At 70.7% G+C, this 17,494-nt stretch carries 15 protein-coding genes; 7 read left to right on the top strand and 8 right to left on the bottom strand.

Going from position 1 to position 17,494, the window contains the following annotated elements; genetic code table 11:
* Nucleotides 1-28: 28 nt before the first annotated feature.
* Together AB0C04_RS23580 and AB0C04_RS23575 are read left to right on the top strand one after the other, a co-directional pair.
* Entirely contained in the window at nucleotides 29-1,255 is a 1,227-nt protein-coding gene (locus AB0C04_RS23580) for a hypothetical protein (protein WP_357058077.1), read from the top strand.
* A 7-nt stretch (nucleotides 1,256-1,262) separates the two neighbouring features.
* Complete coding sequence (locus AB0C04_RS23575; protein WP_357058075.1) at nucleotides 1,263-2,645, top strand: hypothetical protein; 1,383 nt, start codon at nucleotides 1,263-1,265, stop codon at nucleotides 2,643-2,645.
* Here AB0C04_RS23575 and AB0C04_RS23570 read toward each other — a convergent pair.
* The 4 genes from AB0C04_RS23570 to AB0C04_RS23555 all read right to left on the bottom strand — a co-directional run bounded on the left by AB0C04_RS23570 (nucleotide 2,629) and on the right by AB0C04_RS23555 (nucleotide 6,695).
* Nucleotides 2,629-3,759 (bottom strand): DegT/DnrJ/EryC1/StrS family aminotransferase, encoded by a 1,131-nt coding sequence (locus AB0C04_RS23570; RefSeq protein ID WP_357058073.1) that lies wholly within the window; start codon nucleotides 3,757-3,759, stop codon nucleotides 2,629-2,631. The genes AB0C04_RS23575 and AB0C04_RS23570 overlap by 17 nt on opposite strands.
* Nucleotides 3,756-4,838: a glycosyltransferase gene (locus AB0C04_RS23565; protein ID WP_357058071.1), complete on the bottom strand. Its 1,083-nt coding sequence runs from the start codon at nucleotides 4,836-4,838 to the stop codon at nucleotides 3,756-3,758. The genes AB0C04_RS23570 and AB0C04_RS23565 overlap by 4 nt, the downstream gene beginning before the upstream one ends.
* A 113-nt stretch (nucleotides 4,839-4,951) precedes the next feature.
* Nucleotides 4,952-5,965 carry a GDP-mannose 4,6-dehydratase gene (gmd, locus tag AB0C04_RS23560; RefSeq protein WP_357058070.1) on the bottom strand — a complete coding sequence of 338 codons (1,014 nt, stop codon included), beginning with the start codon at nucleotides 5,963-5,965 and terminating at the stop codon, nucleotides 4,952-4,954.
* A 37-nt stretch (nucleotides 5,966-6,002) separates the two neighbouring features.
* Nucleotides 6,003-6,695 (bottom strand): NeuD/PglB/VioB family sugar acetyltransferase, encoded by a 693-nt coding sequence (locus AB0C04_RS23555; protein ID WP_357058068.1) that lies wholly within the window; start codon nucleotides 6,693-6,695, stop codon nucleotides 6,003-6,005.
* 168 nt (nucleotides 6,696-6,863) lie between these two features.
* On the opposite strand from AB0C04_RS23555, the gene AB0C04_RS23550 reads away from it, so the two are divergent.
* From AB0C04_RS23550 to wecB, 5 genes are all read left to right on the top strand, one after another.
* The gene (locus AB0C04_RS23550) at nucleotides 6,864-8,078 is read left to right on the top strand and encodes a glycosyltransferase family 4 protein (protein WP_357058066.1); all 1,215 of its coding nucleotides are present in this window, start codon (nucleotides 6,864-6,866) and stop codon (nucleotides 8,076-8,078) included.
* 138 nt (nucleotides 8,079-8,216) lie between these two features.
* A complete protein-coding gene (locus AB0C04_RS23545) occupies nucleotides 8,217-9,257 on the top strand; it encodes an SDR family NAD(P)-dependent oxidoreductase (protein ID WP_357058064.1) in 1,041 nt (346 codons plus the stop codon).
* Nucleotides 9,251-10,378 (top strand): NAD-dependent epimerase/dehydratase family protein, encoded by a 1,128-nt coding sequence (locus AB0C04_RS23540; protein WP_357058062.1) that lies wholly within the window; start codon nucleotides 9,251-9,253, stop codon nucleotides 10,376-10,378. Before AB0C04_RS23545 ends, AB0C04_RS23540 begins: the two co-directional genes overlap by 7 nt.
* A complete protein-coding gene (locus AB0C04_RS23535) occupies nucleotides 10,375-11,610 on the top strand; it encodes a glycosyltransferase family 4 protein (RefSeq protein WP_357058060.1) in 1,236 nt (411 codons plus the stop codon). Before AB0C04_RS23540 ends, AB0C04_RS23535 begins: the two co-directional genes overlap by 4 nt.
* Nucleotides 11,607-12,731 carry a UDP-N-acetylglucosamine 2-epimerase (non-hydrolyzing) gene (gene wecB / locus AB0C04_RS23530; protein ID WP_357058058.1) on the top strand — a complete coding sequence of 375 codons (1,125 nt, stop codon included), beginning with the start codon at nucleotides 11,607-11,609 and terminating at the stop codon, nucleotides 12,729-12,731. Before AB0C04_RS23535 ends, wecB begins: the two co-directional genes overlap by 4 nt.
* Before the next feature lie 159 nt (nucleotides 12,732-12,890).
* Here the strand turns inward: wecB and AB0C04_RS23525 are convergent, their stop codons facing one another.
* From AB0C04_RS23525 to AB0C04_RS23510, 4 genes are all read right to left on the bottom strand, one after another.
* Entirely contained in the window at nucleotides 12,891-14,765 is a 1,875-nt protein-coding gene (locus AB0C04_RS23525; protein ID WP_357058056.1) for a polysaccharide biosynthesis protein, read from the bottom strand.
* A 168-nt stretch (nucleotides 14,766-14,933) separates the two neighbouring features.
* Nucleotides 14,934-15,578: an acetyltransferase gene (locus tag AB0C04_RS23520; protein WP_357058054.1), complete on the bottom strand. Its 645-nt coding sequence runs from the start codon at nucleotides 15,576-15,578 to the stop codon at nucleotides 14,934-14,936.
* Complete coding sequence (locus tag AB0C04_RS23515; protein ID WP_357058052.1) at nucleotides 15,575-16,750, bottom strand: aminotransferase class I/II-fold pyridoxal phosphate-dependent enzyme; 1,176 nt, start codon at nucleotides 16,748-16,750, stop codon at nucleotides 15,575-15,577. Before AB0C04_RS23515 ends, AB0C04_RS23520 begins: the two co-directional genes overlap by 4 nt.
* A complete protein-coding gene (locus AB0C04_RS23510) occupies nucleotides 16,747-17,418 on the bottom strand; it encodes a sugar transferase (RefSeq protein ID WP_357058049.1) in 672 nt (223 codons plus the stop codon). Before AB0C04_RS23510 ends, AB0C04_RS23515 begins: the two co-directional genes overlap by 4 nt.
* Nucleotides 17,419-17,494: the final 76 nt, after the last annotated feature.

The following is a 17,494-nucleotide window of genomic DNA, read 5'->3' as shown; positions in this document are numbered from 1 at the left end:
GCGACCCACGCTCGCCCCCGGGGAGCGGGTGATCTGGATCCTGCGGCGCTACCCGATCACCATCCTGGTGCTGGCGCCGTACGCGTTGCTCTTTGTACCGATGGCCGTCCTGTACGCCAATCCCGAGACCGTGTTCATCCTCAGGCTGCTGGGTGCGGCGCTCGCCGGTACGCTGCTCGTCGAGACGGCTGCCCTTGCGGCTCGTCCTCAGCGCCGCTGGCGGCCCGGCGTCGCCGCGGTCAATGCCTCCTACCGGCACCTGTATCTCGTGGCGCGTTTCGTCGCCGCGGTCAGCGTCGCCGCATCGATCGCCGCAGCAAGAGCGGGTCAGGGCACCATCTTCACCCAACTGGGTGACGAGGTCGCCGCCTCCCCGGTGGCCCGGGTGGCCGCGCTCTCCGCCGGCTGGTCCTACCTGGCCTTCGCGCTGCTGCTCGCCAGCTACCTCGGCGGCCACGCCAGCCGTACCCGCATTCTCTGCTGGGTCGGCTTCCTGGTGGCCGGGCAGGTCGCGACGGTGACGCTCACCGGCATCACGTCGCCGGTGTTCGGTTACCTGTCGTTCGTCGCCGGCGCGGGTGCCATCTGCGGCCTCTTTCGTGCGCGCGCGGTGCTGCTCCTCGGCGCCGTGCTCCTGATGGCGTGGCCGACCCTGTTCGCACTGCGTAACGACATCCGCACCGACGGCGGGGTGAGTGTCGCCTACGACGTCACCGCTGGCGACCGGCTCCGGCTCGACCTACAGCTCGCCCACGCCGCCGAGTACGACGCCCCGGTGGACGTCGGGCAGCCCGGCCCTATCGAGTTTGCCCGGTACGGCCTGGTGCCGCGGATTCTCGACTCCGACCGGCCGGCCATCTCGACCGGAGCCCTGATCAACCAGTACCTCGGCGGCTCGGCGACCTCGTCGTACAGCTTCCTCGCGCTCGGCAACGTGTACTTTCTCGTTGGTTGGCTGGGTGTGCCGCTCTACTACGCCGCCTGGGCGGCGCTGGCCGTCCTTCTACTCCGGGCACGTGGCGCACCGGGCCCGATTCGACTCAGCCTTTTCTGTTTCGTGCTGGCGGGCCCTCTGCTCTGGTCCAGCGGCTACCCCGACGCCATGATCGCTTTCCTCCAGCACATGGTCGCCGCGCTGCCCGTCTTCGCGGTGCTGTTTCTGCTGAAAGGACGGGCGCGGGGCCGACACGCTGTGGACCGGAAGCCGGTCCGGCTGTCGCCGGCTGCGGGCCTGGGGGCGACGCGGTGGGCCTGATCGAGGGATGACCCGCCCAATCGGCTCGGGTGTGCACCGTCTCCGTAGGCGGCCGAACCGCGCCCGTATCTACGTCCGGGGCTTCATCGGTGGTCGTGCCCCGTGGGCGGTCCTGACGACGGCACTGTCGAGCCTGGGAAACCTCCTGCTCTCACTGACCGTCGCGCGGCTGGCGCCGATCGACGACCTCGGCCGGTTCGCTCTGGCCTTCTCCCTGTACGTGCTGGCGACCGGCCTCTCTCGGACGGTGGTGACCGAGGCGGTCCTGGCCGAGGCGGTGGTCGAGCGGGCCAATCGTCCAGCGATCGCGGCGGGTAGCCGCAGGGTGGTCGCCGTCGGCATTGGGGGCGCTGGTTTGCTCCTCGCTGGCGGGATCGCCGATCGATCCAGCTACCTGATTCTCGCTGGAATCGCCCTGCCCGGTCTGTTGCTGCACGACTACGCGAGAAACGTCGGCGTCGGGGTAGGACGGCCCCGCCCCGCGTGCGTGCGAGAGTTGGTCTGGAGCGCACTGACCGCGCTCGCCGCTCTGCTGGGCCTGACCGGGGTGGTGGGTCCGTCAGTCGTCTTCGGCTTGTGGGCCGGCGCCGGCGCCCTGCTCGGGTACGCCACGGCTCTACTGCACCGTCATCAGGTCCGGCCCGGCTGGCGCCTGGACCGTACCGGCAGCCGCACGGCCGCCAGCTACGGCCTCCAGTTTCTGCTCACCGCCGGATCGGCCCAACTCGCCCTGACGGCGTTGAGCGTGACCGTCGGCATGGCCGTCGTGGGCGCATTGAGCGCCGGACGCACCGTGCTCGGTCCGGCGACACTCCTGGTGGGAAGTGCCTCCTCGCTGGTCATTCCCTACCTCGCCCGCGTCCGGGCGGCGACGGGGCCCGTCCGGCGGCGTGCGGCCGTGCGGATCACCGTCGCACTGCTCCTCGCCACCGCGCCGGCCTGCCTGTTCGTTCTGCTGCTGCCGGACCGTATGGGCGAGGCGGTCCTCGGCGACAACTGGCGGCACGCCGAGCCGCTGTTGTGGCTGCTCGCGTTGGAAGTGCTGCTCGGCGGGGTCGCCATGGTGGGTTTCGCAGGGCACCGGGTTCAGGGCGTCGCCCGACGGGCGCTACTACTCGGGGGCGTGCTCGGTGTGCTCAGGGTTCCGGTGGTCGTGGCCGGCGCCGTGATGTGGGGAGCGGTTGGTGCCGCGGTCGCCTTGGCGGTAATGGGTCTGATCAGTGCCGCAGCCTGGTGGGCCAGCTACCTGCAAACGACCGGTCGAGGTCGCGATGGCGGAGCGATTGCCGTGGAGCGCCGATCCAGCGGGAGGCCGACTGCTGCTTCCGGAGCAGGAGGGGCGGGCTTCGAGCTGCCCGCTCCCGCGCCCGGGGTCACCGGTGGCCGATAACCCTTGCAAGCGCGGTGAGTACCCGATCGATGATGACCTTCAGGTCCACGTCCGAGAGTTCGGCGTATGTGGGCAGGTTGATGCCGCGCCGAGCCAGGTCGACAGTGACTGGATAGGCCCCGTCGGCATCCGCGTACGGCGGCAGGTGCGGGATGGGAACGAAGAACGGCCGTGTCTCGACGCCGAGCATCTCCAGCGTTCGGGCGAGTTCGTCGCGCAGGTTTTCAGTACCCGGCGGGCCGACGAGAAACGACCCCATCCAGGGTGCTCGGCGTACCCCGGGGAGGATCGGCTGGCGGTTGATCAGTGGCGGGCTGGCCAGCTCACGTTCGTACGTGCTGATGACCGCATCACGTCGGCCGATGATTTCGTCGGCGCGTTCGAGTTGGGCGCAGAGCAGAGCCGCCGCGAGGTTGGTCAGGCGGTAGTTGTAGCCGACGACGGGGAAAAAGTAGCGTCGGTGTGGGTCCATGCCCTGGTTCCGCAGTAGCCGCATTCGCTCGGCCAGAGCGGGGTCAGAGGTAGTCACGCAGCCGCCCTCACCAGCCGTGATCACCTTATTGCCGAAGAATGAGAACGTGGTGGCGTCGGCAAGGTCGCCCGTCGGGCGGCCGTTCAGAAGGGCGCCGAACGACTCGGCGGCATCGGCGACCAGGAGCAGTCCTTGTCGCGCGCACAGTGCCCGGAGCGCAGGGTAGTCGGCCGGATGACCGTACAGGTCGACGGCCACGACGGCACGGGTACGGGGGCCGACGGCGGCCGCGACCTGTTCCACGTCGATGCACCAGGTTTCCGGTGACACGTCGACGAAGACCGGCCGGGCGCCGCAGTAGGTCACCGCGTTCGCGGTGGCGACGTAGGTCAGGGCCGGGACTATGACCTCGTCACCGGGACCGATTCCCGCCGCCGCGAGGACGAGATGCAGCGCCACGGTGCCGTTGCCGGTTGCCACGGCCGTCGCCGCACCGCACCTGGCCGCGAACTCCCCCTCGAACCGCTGGAGGTACGGGCCCTGGGAGGAGATCCAGCCGCTCCGGTACGCGTCAAGCAGGTAACGCTCCTCCAGATCCGACAGGCAGGGGCGGGCGACCGGGTAGTGATCCTGCGCGTTCAACGGCTTCCCCCGGAACTCAACGTTTCGGCGAACGACGACCGAGGCATCGGCCCTGGCTGGCCGGCCCGCACCCAGTCCAGCACGGCGACATAGTCGGCGGCGGTGTCCCGCCACGTGCGTTCCGCCAGCAGCGCCCCGGCCGTCCGTGAGGAGCGTGCGTAGTGCTCCCGGTCCTGCAGGAGGCGCCGGACGGCCGCCGCGAGGGCGGCCGGATTGTGTGCCGGGAACACTGCCGCATCGGCCTGGGTGAAGTCGAGCTGGGCCAGCAGGGGCTCCGAGTCGGCGCAGGCCACGGGTAGCCCCCAACTAAACGCCTCCAACATGGCCCCGCTGGCCGCCTCCCACAGCGACGGCACGACCACCGCCGCGGCGCGGGCGTACAGCGACGCCAATTCGTCGGTGCTCACAAATCCCGGGAAGGAGACCCGTCCCCGCAGGTCGGGCCGGTTGGCGCGGGCGCACAGCCGGCTCGCCTCCGGTTCCACCAGGGGCCCTGGGCACACGAGTCGGCACTCAGGGAGCAGCGTCATCGCCTCCAGCAGTGTGGCGTGGTTCTTCAGCGGCGCGGTCGACGACGGATACACCAGCAGACCCGCTTCGGGCTCGGCCGACGGCTGCGGGCGCGCGGCGTGAAAGGCGGGCAGCGGAATCATCGCGATCTTGTCACGCGCCTCGGGAAACGCCCGCACCGCTTGCTCGTAGGGGTGTGGCCAGGACACCACCACGGCGGCAGCCCGGGCCACGTTCCGCCGGATGACCTCCGCGAAGCCCGGAGCGCCGAGGCCCGGGTGGAGCTGACGCAGGTCGTGCATCACGATGACGGACGGGTTCGCGTGCACCGGCACGCCCGCGAACGGGTAGATCGTGACGTCGACGCCCGCCCCGGGGGCACGGTTCCACTGCCGAACGAGGTTGACAGTACGGCGTAGGGCCACCGACGTTGCCGCGCTGCGGGGGGTGTGCCGGCGCAGCAACCGGCCGAGCCGGTTGTCCGTCCGCAGGGGCGTACGGATCTCGGACCACCCGATGTGTTCCGACGGGACCTGCCGGCGCCACTCGTCGCCGGTGCCGGTGAGCACGTGGACGGTCAGCTCGTGCGGCCCCTCGGCCATGCCATTCAGCAGCCCGTAGGTGAACGCCTCGATTCCCGCCGAATGTCCCGGCCGGACGGCGGTGGCGTCGATACCGATCCTCACCGGTCGACTCGCACGAGCCGGCCCGCCCGCTCGTCCTCGAGCAACTGGCGGTCGGCGTCCACCATCACCCGCACCAGATCGGTGAAGTGGGTCTTGGGTGCCCACCCCAGCAGGCGGCGGGCCTTGCCGTAGTCGCCGATCAGCGCGTCCACCTCGGCCGGGCGGAAGTAGGCCGGGTCTGTGTCAACGTACGTCCGCCAGTCCAGGCCGACGTGGGCGAACGCCGCCTCGACGAACTCGCGGACGGTGTGTCCCTCGCCGGTCGCGACCACAAAGTCGTTCGGCTGGTCCTGCTGAAGGGTGAGCCAGACTGCCTCCATGTATTCCGGTGCGTATCCCCAGTCGCGGACCGCGTCGAGGTTGCCCAGGTAGAGCTTGTCCTGGATGCCGGCCTCGATCCGGGCGACCGCCCGGCTGATCTTCCGGGTCACGAAGTTCTCGCCCCGCCGAGGGCTCTCGTGGTTGAACAGGATGCCGTTGGCGCAGTACATCCCGTACGACTCCCGGTAGTTCACCGCAGCCCAGTAGGCGAAGACCTTCGCGCACGCGTACGGGCTGCGGGGGTGAAACGGGGTCTCCTCGCGCTGCGGCGGCGGGGTTGAACCGAACATCTCCGAGGAGGACGCCTGATAGAAGCGGCTGCTCACCCCCGCGAGCCGGGCGGCCTCGAGCAGCCGGAGGGCGCCCATCCCGGTGACGTCGGCCGTGTAACTCGGGATGTCGAAAGAGACCCGCACGTGGCTCTGCGCGCCCAGGTTGTAGATTTCGTCAGGTCGGATGTCTCGTAGCAGGGCTACCAGCGAGCCAGCGTCGGACAGGTCGCTGTAGTGCAGGAACAGGCGCGCGTCCGGGTGACGTGGGTGCACGTCGATCCGGTCGATCCGCTCGGTGTTGAAGCTCGACGACCGGCGCTTGAGACCGTGCACCGTGTAGCCCTTGTCGAGGAGAAGCTCCGACAGATAGCTGCCGTCCTGCCCGGTGATGCCGGTGACGAGTGCGACTCGACTCATGCCGCGCCTTTCCCGAAAAGATGAAGGTTGTCTTCGATCAGTGGTCCGCGGGATGGCTCGGCCGCAGAATCCGTGCGGGAACACCCACCACCACCACGTTCTCCGGCACGTCCTGGACAACCACTGCGCCGGCGCCCACCACCGCGTTTCTTCCGATGGAGATGTTGTCGACGACGGTGGCGCCAGCGGCGATGGTCGCGCCTCGGCCGACCCGGCTGCTGCCGGCCACCCTGCACCCCGGCAGCAGTGTGGCGAAGTCACCGATCGCGGTGTCGTGACTCACCGTCGCGCCGGTGCCGACGTGTACGTGTCGCCCGAGGCGGACATCGGTGGTGAGGATCGCGCCGGGCCACACAACGCTGCCGTCGCCCAGCGTGCACCGGGCGCCGACGGTCGCCGCCGGAGAGACCAACGACCCGGCGCGGCGACCGTTGCGGCTGGCCAGCTGGTCGATCCGAGCCCGTACGGAACCGTCGCCGACGCCGATGAGGTAGCACACCGAGGGGTCGGCGGTGTCCAGCCATTCGTCTTCGCCCAGCCAGGGGACCGGGAAACGGGTCGCCTCTGCGGTCCGGTGCGGACCCAGGCAACCGAGCAGCGGACGCCCTGCCTGCTCCCCGACCCAGGCGATCTCGCGGGCGTGTCCCGACGTGCCCAGAACGACCAGTGGTGAACGGGCCGATGCGGTCCGGTCAGGGGAGGGAATGCGAGCGACCTCGGCGGTGGTCATGTCACGGTTATATCGGCACCGGGATGTCGCCATCTCGTCTTTCACGTTTGGCGCGACGATTGTCGGTGGAGACGAATCTCTCAGCCAGCAAGATTCGCGGAATCGTCACCGTACTCGCGGACGCTCGTTTTCAGAATCGTTCAACGAGGCGCTGGATGCGGGAGGTCCGTGGTGCAGGAGAACCGCCTGACCCCCCGCCCGCGCCAGAACGGGCGGCAGATCACCACGGAACCGAAACCGTTCCGGGTATTGATCACTTCCACCTTCTTCGAACCCGGTTACCGGGCTGGTGGCCCCGTCCGCTCCGTCGCGCACATCCTCGACGCCGCCTCACCCGAGGTGGCCCCAATCCTGGTCACTCGGGACCGTGATCTGGGCGCGACCGAGGCGTACCCGGGACTGTCCGGTCGGTGGGTAGATCGCGGCCGAGCCAGGGTTTTCTACTTGTCGTGGCGACGGCCCCGGCAGTGGTATGGCCTTTGGCGGCAGCTGCGGGCGGTGCGCTTCGACCTGCTATATGTCAACAGCCTGTGGGCGCCGATGTCGCTGGTGCCGATCCTCGGCGTCCGGTTCGGCCTGCTGCGCTCGGGCCGGGTAATGGTTGCCCCCCGGGGTGAGTGCTCGGCCGGGGCTCTGTCGCTGAAGTCAAGCCGCAAGCGACTGTTCATCACCGGCTGGCGCTGGGTGCTCCGCAGTCTCGCCGTCGAGTTCCACGCTTCGACCGAGCGGGAGGCGGCCGACGTCCGGGGGATGTTCCCTTGGACGACCGTCCGGATCAACGCCAACCAGACGGGGCTGCCGCTCGAGCCAGTGCCGGTCCCCGCTCCCGCGCCGGGGCCGCTGCGGTTGGTATTCGTGGGCCGGATCGCCGCGATGAAGAACCTGGCCCTCGCGCTGGAGGCCCTGTCGGCCGTGCGACAGCCGGTGCTGCTGGACGTGTACGGCCCGATCGAGGACGCCGCCTACTGGCGCCGTTGTGAGGCGCTGTTGGCGGCGCTTCCGTCGAACGTCCGGGCGACATATCGTGGCAGCCTCGCACCCTCGGCCGTGCTGGACGTGTTCGCGGACCACGACGCGCTGGTGCTGCCGACGCTCGGGGAGAACTTCGGCCATGTCATCGCGGAGAGTCTCGCCGGCTCCTGCCCAGTGCTTTGCTCCGACCGGACACCGTGGACCCCTGTCCTGCGGAACGGGGGAGGAGCGGTGTTGCCGGAACTCACCGCTGGCGCCTGGGCGGCCGAGATCGAGCGGTGGGCGGCGCTCACCCCCGAACAGCGCCACGCCGCTCGGGTGGCGGCGGGAGACGCCTATCGGCATTGGCGCGCTGATCTCGCCGAGGTGAACATTCTGGACCTGGTGCGGGGATCCGCCGGCCCGCGGTGACGACCGGGCATCCGTCGGAGTTCATCCGGTTTGTGGTCGTATGGCGTTTCTGGCCGATGCCTCGCTCGTTGCTCGACGTGTGGCCGTCCGACCGCCTCTGGGGCGTGCCTGATCCGTGAGCGACGAACAGGAGCTTCCGTGACTCACTCAGTAGCCGGACGCCGGGTGCTCATCACCGGCGGTACGGGTTCCTTCGGCCAGACCATGGTGCGCCGGCTCCTCGACCGGGGGGTCATCGAGGTACGGGTGCTCAGCCGGGACGAGGCCAAGCAGGACGCCATGCGACGGCTGCTCGGCGACGAGCGGGTCCGCTACTACGTCGGCGATGTGCGGGACTACGACTCGGTGCTCAAGGCCAGTCGGGGCATCGACTACATCTTCCATGCCGCCGCCCTCAAGCAGGTGCCCTCGTGTGAGTTCTTCCCGCTCGAGGCGGTCCGCACGAACGTGCTGGGCAGCAGCAATGTCGTCGAGGCCGCGGAGCGCAACGGGGTCGGCTCGGTGGTGGTGCTCAGCACCGACAAGGCCGTCTATCCGGTGAACGCGATGGGCATGAGCAAGGCGATGATGGAGAAGGTCGCCCAGGCGCACGCCCGGAACAACCCGAACAGCGCCACCACGGTCTCCTGCGTCCGGTACGGCAACGTCATGTACTCGCGCGGGTCGGTGATTCCGCTCTTCATCGAGCAGATCAAGGCGGGTCGGGCGCCCACGGTGACCGATCCGGGGATGACCCGGTTCCTGATGTCGCTGGCCGACTCGGTCGAGCTGGTCGAGCACGCCTTCCAGCACGCCCGGCCCGGCGACATCTTCATCCGCAAGGCCGCCGCCTGCACTGTCGGTGACCTGGCCGAGGCGGTCTGCCAGCTCTTCGACGTGCCCGCCAAGCTCGACGTGATCGGCGTACGGCACGGCGAGAAGCAGGATGAAACGCTGGCCAGCCGGGAGGAGCTCGCCCAGGCCGAGGACTTCGGCGACTTCCTCCGGGTGCCACTCGACGGCCGCAACCTCAACTACGCGCTCTACGTCTCCGAGGGTGACCTCGGCGGCGGGCCGGCCGAGGACTTCAACTCGGCGAACGCGCCGCGGCTCGGCGTACCCGAGATCATCGAGCTGTTGAAGACGCTGCCCGAGGTCCGCGCGGAGCTGGCCCTGCGGGACCCGGTGCTGGCGTGCTGAAGCTGGCCGTCACCGGCGCCGGCGGTTTCCTCGGCTGGCACGTCCGGGTGCTGCTGCGCGCGCTCGGCTGGCCCGAGCCGACCGTGCTCACCCGCGCCGACCTCGCCGACTCCGGCTTGGTCGCCGCGAAGGTGGCCGGGGTCGACCAGGTGCTGCACCTGGCCGGCGTGAACCGCGGGGAGCCGGCGGACGTCGCCGCCGGAAACGTCCAGCTCGCCGCGCAGCTCGCCGCCGGGCTCAAGCACTGCGCGAACCCGCCGAGGCGGGTGGTCTACGCCAACTCGGTGCAGGCCGGCAACGGCACCCCGTACGGCGACGCCAAGGCGACCGCCGCCCGGGTGCTGGCGGACTCCGGCGTCGATCTCGACGACGTGTTGCTGCCGAACCTCTACGGCGAACACGGCCGGCCCTACTACAACTCGGCGGTGGCGACCTTCTGCCGGTTGCTCGCCGAGGGTGGGCGGCCCGAGGTGCACGCCGACCGTGAGTTGAGCCTGGTGCACGTGACTGACGCCGCCGCCCGGCTCATCGGCATGCCCGCGGGCGGGTCGTGGGACCCGGCCATGCCGGCGCTGCGGATCGGTGTCCAGGCACTGGCCGACCGGCTCGCCGGGATGGCCGCGACGTACCGGACGGGGGAGATCCCGCCCCTGTCGGAGCGGCACGACGTGCGGCTGTTCAACACCTACCGGTCGCACTGCTTTCCGGCGCACTATCCGCTGCCGTTGCCTCGCCGGGCGGACGCCCGCGGTGAGCTGGTCGAGACGGTCAAGGCGCACGGCGGCGCCGGCCAGACCTTCTGCTCCAGCACGGTTCCCGGGATCACCCGTGGCGAGCACTTCCACCTGGCGAAGGTGGAGCGGTTCGTGGTGTTGCGCGGCTCGGCCGAGATCAGCCTACGCCGGGTGGGCGATGCCGAGGTGGTGCGCTTCCCGGTGCGCGGCGACGAGCCGGTGCTCGTGGACATGCCCACGATGTGGGTGCACAAGCTGGTGAACACCGGCCCGGACGAGCTGGTGACGATGTTCTGGACCAACGAGCTCTTCGACCCGGATCGGCCGGACACCTGGCCTGAGCCGGTGGAGGCGGCGCGGCCGGCGCCGGTGGCGGTCGGCGCGTGAAGATCGGCCTGGTCAGCCAGTGGTATCCCCCGGAGGGGGTCTTCATTCCGGGCAACCTTGCCGACCAACTGGCCGACCGTGGTCACGAGGTCCGGGTGCTCACCACCTTCCCCAGCTACCCGCACGGCCGGATCTTTCCCGGGTGGCGGCAACGCTGGCGGCACCGGGAGAGCGACGGGCCGGTCGAGATCCGGAGGGTGCCCGCCTATCCCAGCCATGACACGTCGGCCGCGCGGCGGGCCGTGAGCCACCTCTCCTTCGGCGCCAGCAGCTCGGCCGGGATGCGGTGGCTCGCCGGCGTCGACGTCACGTACGTCTACCATCCACCGCCCACCTCGATCGCCGCCGCGGCGCTGCTGCACGCCGTCCGGCGGACACCGATCGTGCTGCACGTCCAGGACCTGTGGCCCGAGTCGGTGGTGCACTCCGGGATGGCGCCTCTGGGACGGAAGGGGCGCGCCCTGGGAAGTGCGCTCGGCGGGCTGATGCGCCGCACGTACCGGATGGCGGACGCGGTCGTGGCGATCTCGCCCGCGATGGCCGAGCGGGTCGTGGCGCGCGGCGCTGACCCGGCCCGGGTACGGGTGGTCTGGAACTGGACCGACGACGCGCTGTTCCGTCCGGTGCCGGTCACCGCGGAGGCCCGCGCGGTGCTCGGTCACCGGGGGCGCCCCACCGTGATGTTCGCCGGCAACATCGGTCTGCTGCAGGGCATCGAGACGGCCGTGCGGGCGGCCGCCGCCGTCCGGGACCGGGTCGACGTCGTGCTGGTCGGCTCGGGCGCCGGCGAGGATGCCGCCCGCCGGCTCGCCGACGAGCTCAGCGCCGACAACGTGCGGTTCGTCGGCCGGCGTCCGGCCGAGCAGATGGCCGACCTGTACGCCGCCGCGGAGTGGCAGCTGATCTGCCTGCGCGACGTGCCGGCCCTGCGCGCCGCCGTCCCGTCGAAGCTGCAGGCCGCGCTGGCCTGCGGCGTGCCGGTGATCGCGTCGGTGGCGGGCGACACCGCGAACCTGGTCCGGTCGACCGGGGTCGGCCTCGTCTGCCCGCCCGAGGACTGGCAGGCCCTCGCCGACCGGTTCGCGGAGGCGGCCGCCCAGCCGGCCCTCGCGCGGGAGGAGATGGGCCGCCGGGCTCGACAGGTCTATCAGGAGCGGATGTCGCTGCGCGCGGGCGTCGACCAGTTCGAGGACATTCTGACCAAGGTGGTAGCAGAGAGAGGACGGGCATGACCCGGATCATGACGGTGGTCGGCACCCGACCCGAGATCATCCGGCTCTCCCGGGTGATCGCCCGGCTCGACGACACGGTGGACCACGTCCTGGTGCACACCGGACAGAACTGGGACAGCACCCTCTCCGACGTCTTCTTCACCGAGCTGCGGCTGCGTCAACCGGACCGCTTCCTGCGCGTCGACACCTCCTCGCTCGGCCGGGTGTTGGGCGGTGTGCTGGTCGGCATGGAGGCGGCGATCGCCGAGGTGCGGCCGGACGCGCTCTTGGTGCTCGGTGACACCAACAGCTGCATCGCCGCCCTGATGGCCCGGCGGATGCGCGTGCCGGTCTACCACATGGAGGCCGGCAACCGGTGTTTCGACCTCAACGTGCCGGAGGAGACCAACCGCCGGCTGGTCGACCACGTCGCCGACTTCAACCTCGTCTACACCGAGCACGCCCGGCGCAACCTGCTGGCCGAAGGGCTGCACCCCCGCCGGATCCTGCACACCGGCTCGCCGATGCGGGAGGTGCTGGAGCACTACCGCGTCGAGATCGCCGCGTCGCCGATCCTGCGGCAGCTCGAACTCGAACCGGGCCGCTACTTCATGGTCAGCGCGCACCGCGAGGAGAACGTGGACCAGCCGGCCCGGCTGCGGCAGCTGCTGGACTGCCTCCGGGCGGTCCACGACCGCTGGGGCTACCCGGTGCTGGTCTCCACCCACCCGCGCACCCGTAAGCGGCTGGAGGCGTTGGCGCCGGACGCCGCCGCTCTGGAGGGCATCGCCTTCCACGAGCCGTTCGGCCTGATCGACTACGTCCATCTGCAGACGAAGGCGTACTGCACGCTGTCGGACAGCGGGACGATCAGCGAAGAAGCGGCCATTCTCGGTTTCCCCGCGGTCACCCTGCGGGAGTCGATCGAGCGGCCGGAGGCGCTGGACGCCGGCGGCATCATCATGACGGGGTTGGACCCGGCGGGCGTGGTCGAGGCCGTCCAGGTCACCGTGGACCAGGTCGCCGCGCAGGGCGTGCCCTGTCCGGTCGACTACCAGGTGCCGGACACCTCCCGGCGGGTGGTCGACTTCATCCTCTCCACCGTCCGCCGGCACCACGACTGGGCGGGCATCCGCCGCTGATCCGCGTCGAACGAGGCCGGCGATCGCAACCGCGACCGCCGGCCTCGATGTCTCTCCCGATGCCGGTCCCGGTCATCGGCGATGTACGGGACGACGAAGGGGGCACCGCGTGCGGTGCCCCCTTTGCCGACTGCCCCGCCCCTGCGGGGAGCGGGTGGTTCAGCGCGACGGCAGCGGCACGCCCAGCGGGCCGTCCAGCATCGGCCCGACCGGCTGGGCGGAGAGCAATGCGAGCTGCTCGACGACCTTCGCCGGGTCGTCGTACGGGTCGAGCCCGCTGGCCTCCATCGGGTCGAGCGCCGGCACGGCCACGTGGGACACCAGGGGGTGGAACGGCCGGGTGTCGATCTCGCCGGTGCCGAGCAGATCCTCGTGCAGCTTCTCACCGGGCCGGAGGCCGGTGTAGACGATCGGCACGGAGCTGGACGCGTGCTCGGCCATCTGGCGGGCCAGGTCGGCGATGCGGACGGGCTCGCCCATGTCGAGCACCAGAGCCTCTCCGTCGCGCCCGATCTCGGCGGCCTGGAGCACCAGGTGGACGGCCTCCTGGACGGTCATCAGGTAGCGGGTGACCTCAGGATGGGTGACGGTCAGCGGCTTGCCGTCCTCGATCTGCCGCTGGAACGCCGTCACCACCGAGCCGCGGCTGCTCAGCACGTTGCCGAACCGGACACTGAGGAAGGTCCCGGGGAACCGGGACGCGGCGTGCGCGGTCAACCGTTCGGTGATCCGCTTCGAGTAACCGAGGACGCTGATCGGGTCGGCTGCCTTGTCGGTGGAGATGTTGACGAACTTGGCCACGTCCGGGCAGGCGTCCAGCACCGACAGGGTGCCCCAGACGTTCGTCTTGACCGCCTCGCCCGGGTGTCGTTGCAGCAGGGTCAGGTGCTTCAGCGCCGCGGCGTGGAAGATGATCTCCGGGCGGCGCTCCCGGATGATCCGCCGGATCTCTTCGTCGTCGCGCAGGTCGGCGAGGATCAGCTCGGGACCGTCCAGCAGGGCCCGTCCGGCGAGTGACATCTGCAGGCTGTGCAGGGCGGACTCGTCCCGGTCCAGCATCATCAGCTCACCCGGATCCGCCTTCATCACCTGGCGGCACAGTTCGGAGCCGATGGAGCCGCCGGCGCCGGTGATGAGGATCCGGCGACCGGTCAGGCTGTTCGTGCTCATCGGCAGGTCACCGACCACCTGGCGGCGGCCGAGCAGGTCGCTGATCTGCACGTCGCGGACGTCGGTGACGGTGATCCGATGATCGACCAGGTCCCGGACCGGGGGCAGCACCTTGAACGCCGCGCCGGCCTGGAGCGTCGCCTCGCGGATCTGTCGGATCAGCGCGGCGTCGGCGTTCGCCACCGAGAAGATGACAGTGCTGGCGCCGGTACGTCGAACCGAGGCGGCCACGTCGTGCCGTCCGCCGAGCACGCGCACCCTGCCGATGCGCAGGTCACGCTTGTCCGCGTCGTCATCGAGCGCGCCGACCGGCAGGTACCGGCCACGCGGGTCGCTCAGCATGGCGCGCAGCAGCCCCTGGCCGGCGTTACCCATCCCGAACAGCAGCACCGGCGTGGACGACCGGACGTCGGGCCGCATGGCGAGATCGCGCCGATGCCGGTACGCGAACCGGGCGCCGAGCATGAACAGCAGGGCCAGCGCGCCGCCGACCAGTGGGGTGCTCGCCGGTACCGGCCGGTCGCCGGAGGGCAGCAGGCCGAGCAGGACGATCGCCGCCGTCATGATGGTGGTACCGGCGACGCCCTGGACCTCCTGCAGGCTGCCCAGTGGGTGCCGCCCGGAGTACAGGCGACGCAGCGCCGCCACCGCCACGTGCACGATCGCCGCGACCGCGCCGATGGCTGCGGCCCGGCCCAACTGGCCCGGGGGAAGCTGGAACTCGAACCGGGTCCACACGGCCGCGACGAAACCGCCGATCCAGGCGGTGGTGTCGGTGGCGAGGAAGCCGGTGGTGCGGCGACGGGCCCTGGCCCGTCGCGTCCGCCGGTCCGCGTGTGCCGTCATCTCGGGGTGCTGCGGCATGTATTGGCTCCCTGTTCCGTCTTTCGACCACTCCCGCCGCACGGCAGAAGGAGCTCTACGCTCTTTGTCCTTGTTACATGCTCATACGGCACTGTTGGGCGTTTTCGGGTTGGATGAGTCGAATATCCTGCCTGTCCTGGTTGGGGCGGGCGGGCTACCCGGCGGCCCTCAACGGGCCGGTACGCCCTTGACAACCACCTGATCGGGCACATCCCGAACGACGCAGGCACCGGCGCCGACGGTGCTGTCGCGTCCGATCCGCAGGCCCTGGAGGACGGCCGCGGTGGTGCCGATGAGGACACCCTCGGCGAGGTGACAGTCGCCGGAGACGGCGGCGAGCGGATTGACCGAGACGTAGTCGGCGAGAGTGCTGTCGTGGCCGACCGTGGCGTTCTGGTTGAGATGTACGTGTCGGCCGAGGGTGACGTTCGTGGTGACCCGGGCCCCCGGGAAGGCCACGAACCCCGGCCCGTGCTCCGTGTCCGGCCCGACCGTGGCGTCCGGGTGGACCAGACTCGCCGCCGGGACGCCGTACCCGTCGGTCCGCCGCCCGACCGCTCGGCGGATCCGCGGGTCTCCGATGCCGACGACGTGGTGGACGCCCGGCGGGGCGTCGCGCAACCAGGCCACGTCGCCGAGGTACGGCACGTCGAGTCGCTGCAGCCGCTTGAGGTTCTCCTCGGTGGGTCGGTCGTCGACGACACCGAGCAGCTGCCAGAGCGGCTGTGGGGCGGCCTCGTTGACCGCCCGGGCGATGGTCAGCACCTCCCGGCCGTGTCCACCGCAGCCGACCACCACAAGTCCCGTGGTCACGCGGCCGGGCCCCCCGCCCGGAGGGTGAGGAACTCGTCGATCGCGGCGAGCACCCGGCCGACCTGGGGCTCGCTCAGCGCGCTTCCGCTGGGCAGGGTGAGGCCGTCGGCGAACAGCCGCTCCGCCGCGCCGGTGAGCAGGCTCTCCGCCCCGGCGTGGACGGGTTGCAGGTGCATCGGTTTCCACACCGGTCTGGTCTCGATGTCCCGCTCGGTCAGGTGGGCTGCCAGATCGTCCGCCCGCCAGCCGCACCGCTCCTGCTCGACGGTGATGACGGTGAGCCAACAGTTCGACCCGGTGTCCTCCCCGCCGAGCAGGCGCACGCCCGGCACTGGAGCGAAGAGCTTGGCGTAGCGGTCGCGCAACTGACGGCGTCGGGCGATCATGCCGTCCAGCCGTACCAGCTGGGCCCGGCCCAGTGCGGCCAGGAGGTTGCTGAGCCGGTAGTTGTAGCCGGTCTCGCGGTGCTCGTAGTGCGGCGTCGGCTCCCGGGCCTGGGTGGAGAGGTGACGGGCCCGAGCCAGCAGGGCGGCGTCGTCCGAGACGAGCATCCCGCCACCGGAGGTGGTCATGATCTTGTTGCCGTTGAAGGAGAGCGCGCCGACGCGCCCGAAGGAGCCGGCAGCCCGTCCCCGGTAGCCGGCACCGAGTGCCTCCGCGGCATCCTCCACCAGGGGAACGTGGGCGTCGACGCAGAGCGGTACCAGGGCCTCGTAGTCGGCGCAGCTGCCGAACATGTCCACCGGGACGACAGCGCCGACCCGTTCGCCGCGCGATCGCAGCCGCTGGATCAGCGTGGCCACGAGCTGCGCGTCCACGTTGCCGGTCTGCGGGTCACAGTCGACGAAGACCGGTCGCGCGCCGATGTAGCGGACCGCGTTGGCGGTCGCGACGAAGGTGAGCGTGGGCACGATGACCACGTCGCCGGGTCCGACCCCGACGCCGAGCAGAGCGAGGTGCAGGGCGGCGGTGCCGGAGCTGACCGCCAAAGCTCCCGCGGTGCCGACCCGCTCCGCTATCTCGCGTTCGAACGCCTGCAGGTCCGGACCGGCCGGCGCCACCCAGCCCGAGCGGAGCGCGGCGATCAGGTACGACTCCTCGAGCGGACCGACGTCGGGTGGGGAGAGCAGGACTCGCGGGTTCGCCGGTCCGGCCCCCTGCAAGGTCGTCATGCCGGGGTCCGATCCCGCTGCGGCGGTGCCGGGCGGTGCGGCGTACCCAGGAACTCCGGGGCGGTGGCCGAGCCCGCCGCGTTGATCCCGTCGCGGCGCAGCACGGTGCGCACGGTCGCGAGGAGGATCGACAGGTCGAGGCGGGGGCTGCAGCTGTCCACGTACCGCACGTCGAGGTCCAGCTTCTCCTCCCAGCTCAGACTGTTGCGCCCGCGCACCTGGGCCAGCCCGGTGACGCCGGGTCGTACCTCGTGCCGGCGGGACTGCCACGGCGAGTAGCGATCGAGGTACTCGGGCAGCAGCGGGCGGGGGCCCACCAGGCTCATGTCGCCGCGCAGCACGTTCCAGAGCGTGGGCAGCTCGTCGAGGCTGGTGGCGCGCAGCCAGCGCCCGAGTGGAGTGAGTCGGGCGTCGTCGCCGACCAGGCCCCGGCTGGGGTTGGGCGGTCGCATGGTGCGGAACTTGACCACCTCGAAGGGGCGTCCGTGCAGACCGGCCCGGCACTGCCGGAACAGCACCGGGCGGCCGAGGCCCACCGCGACCAGGACGGCCACGAGCGCCAGCACCGGCGCCACCAGCACCAGCAGCAGGGCCGCGAGGGTCGTGTCGAAGATGCGCTTGCCCCGGTGGGGGCGGGTCAGCAGCAGAGGGTGATCGGGGGCGTTCACGAGACCACCAGGTACCGGCACCGTTTCGACCTCCGGAAGAATGTGACGCGCAGTTACAAAACGTTCTATCAGGACA

Origin of the sequence: Micromonospora sp. NPDC048909 (genome assembly GCF_040649635.1) — a bacterium.
Taxonomy (GTDB): domain Bacteria; phylum Actinomycetota; class Actinomycetes; order Mycobacteriales; family Micromonosporaceae; genus Micromonospora.
This window is presented reverse-complemented; position numbering and strand designations above follow the sequence as displayed.

What these genes read in the sequence shown, in the direction of transcription:
- AB0C04_RS23575 (WP_357058075.1), top strand. Translation starts at nt 1,263, where the DNA reads ATGACCCGCCCAATCGGCTCGGGTGTGCACCGTCTCCGTAGGCGGCCG.
- gmd (WP_357058070.1), bottom strand. Translation starts at nt 5,965, where the DNA reads ATGAGTCGAGTCGCACTCGTCACCGGCATCACCGGGCAGGACGGCAGC.
- AB0C04_RS23555 (WP_357058068.1), bottom strand. Translation starts at nt 6,695, where the DNA reads ATGACCACCGCCGAGGTCGCTCGCATTCCCTCCCCTGACCGGACCGCA.
- wecB (WP_357058058.1), top strand. Translation starts at nt 11,607, where the DNA reads ATGACCCGGATCATGACGGTGGTCGGCACCCGACCCGAGATCATCCGG.
- AB0C04_RS23525 (WP_357058056.1), bottom strand. Translation starts at nt 14,765, where the DNA reads ATGCCGCAGCACCCCGAGATGACGGCACACGCGGACCGGCGGACGCGA.
- AB0C04_RS23515 (WP_357058052.1), bottom strand. Translation starts at nt 16,750, where the DNA reads ATGACGACCTTGCAGGGGGCCGGACCGGCGAACCCGCGAGTCCTGCTC.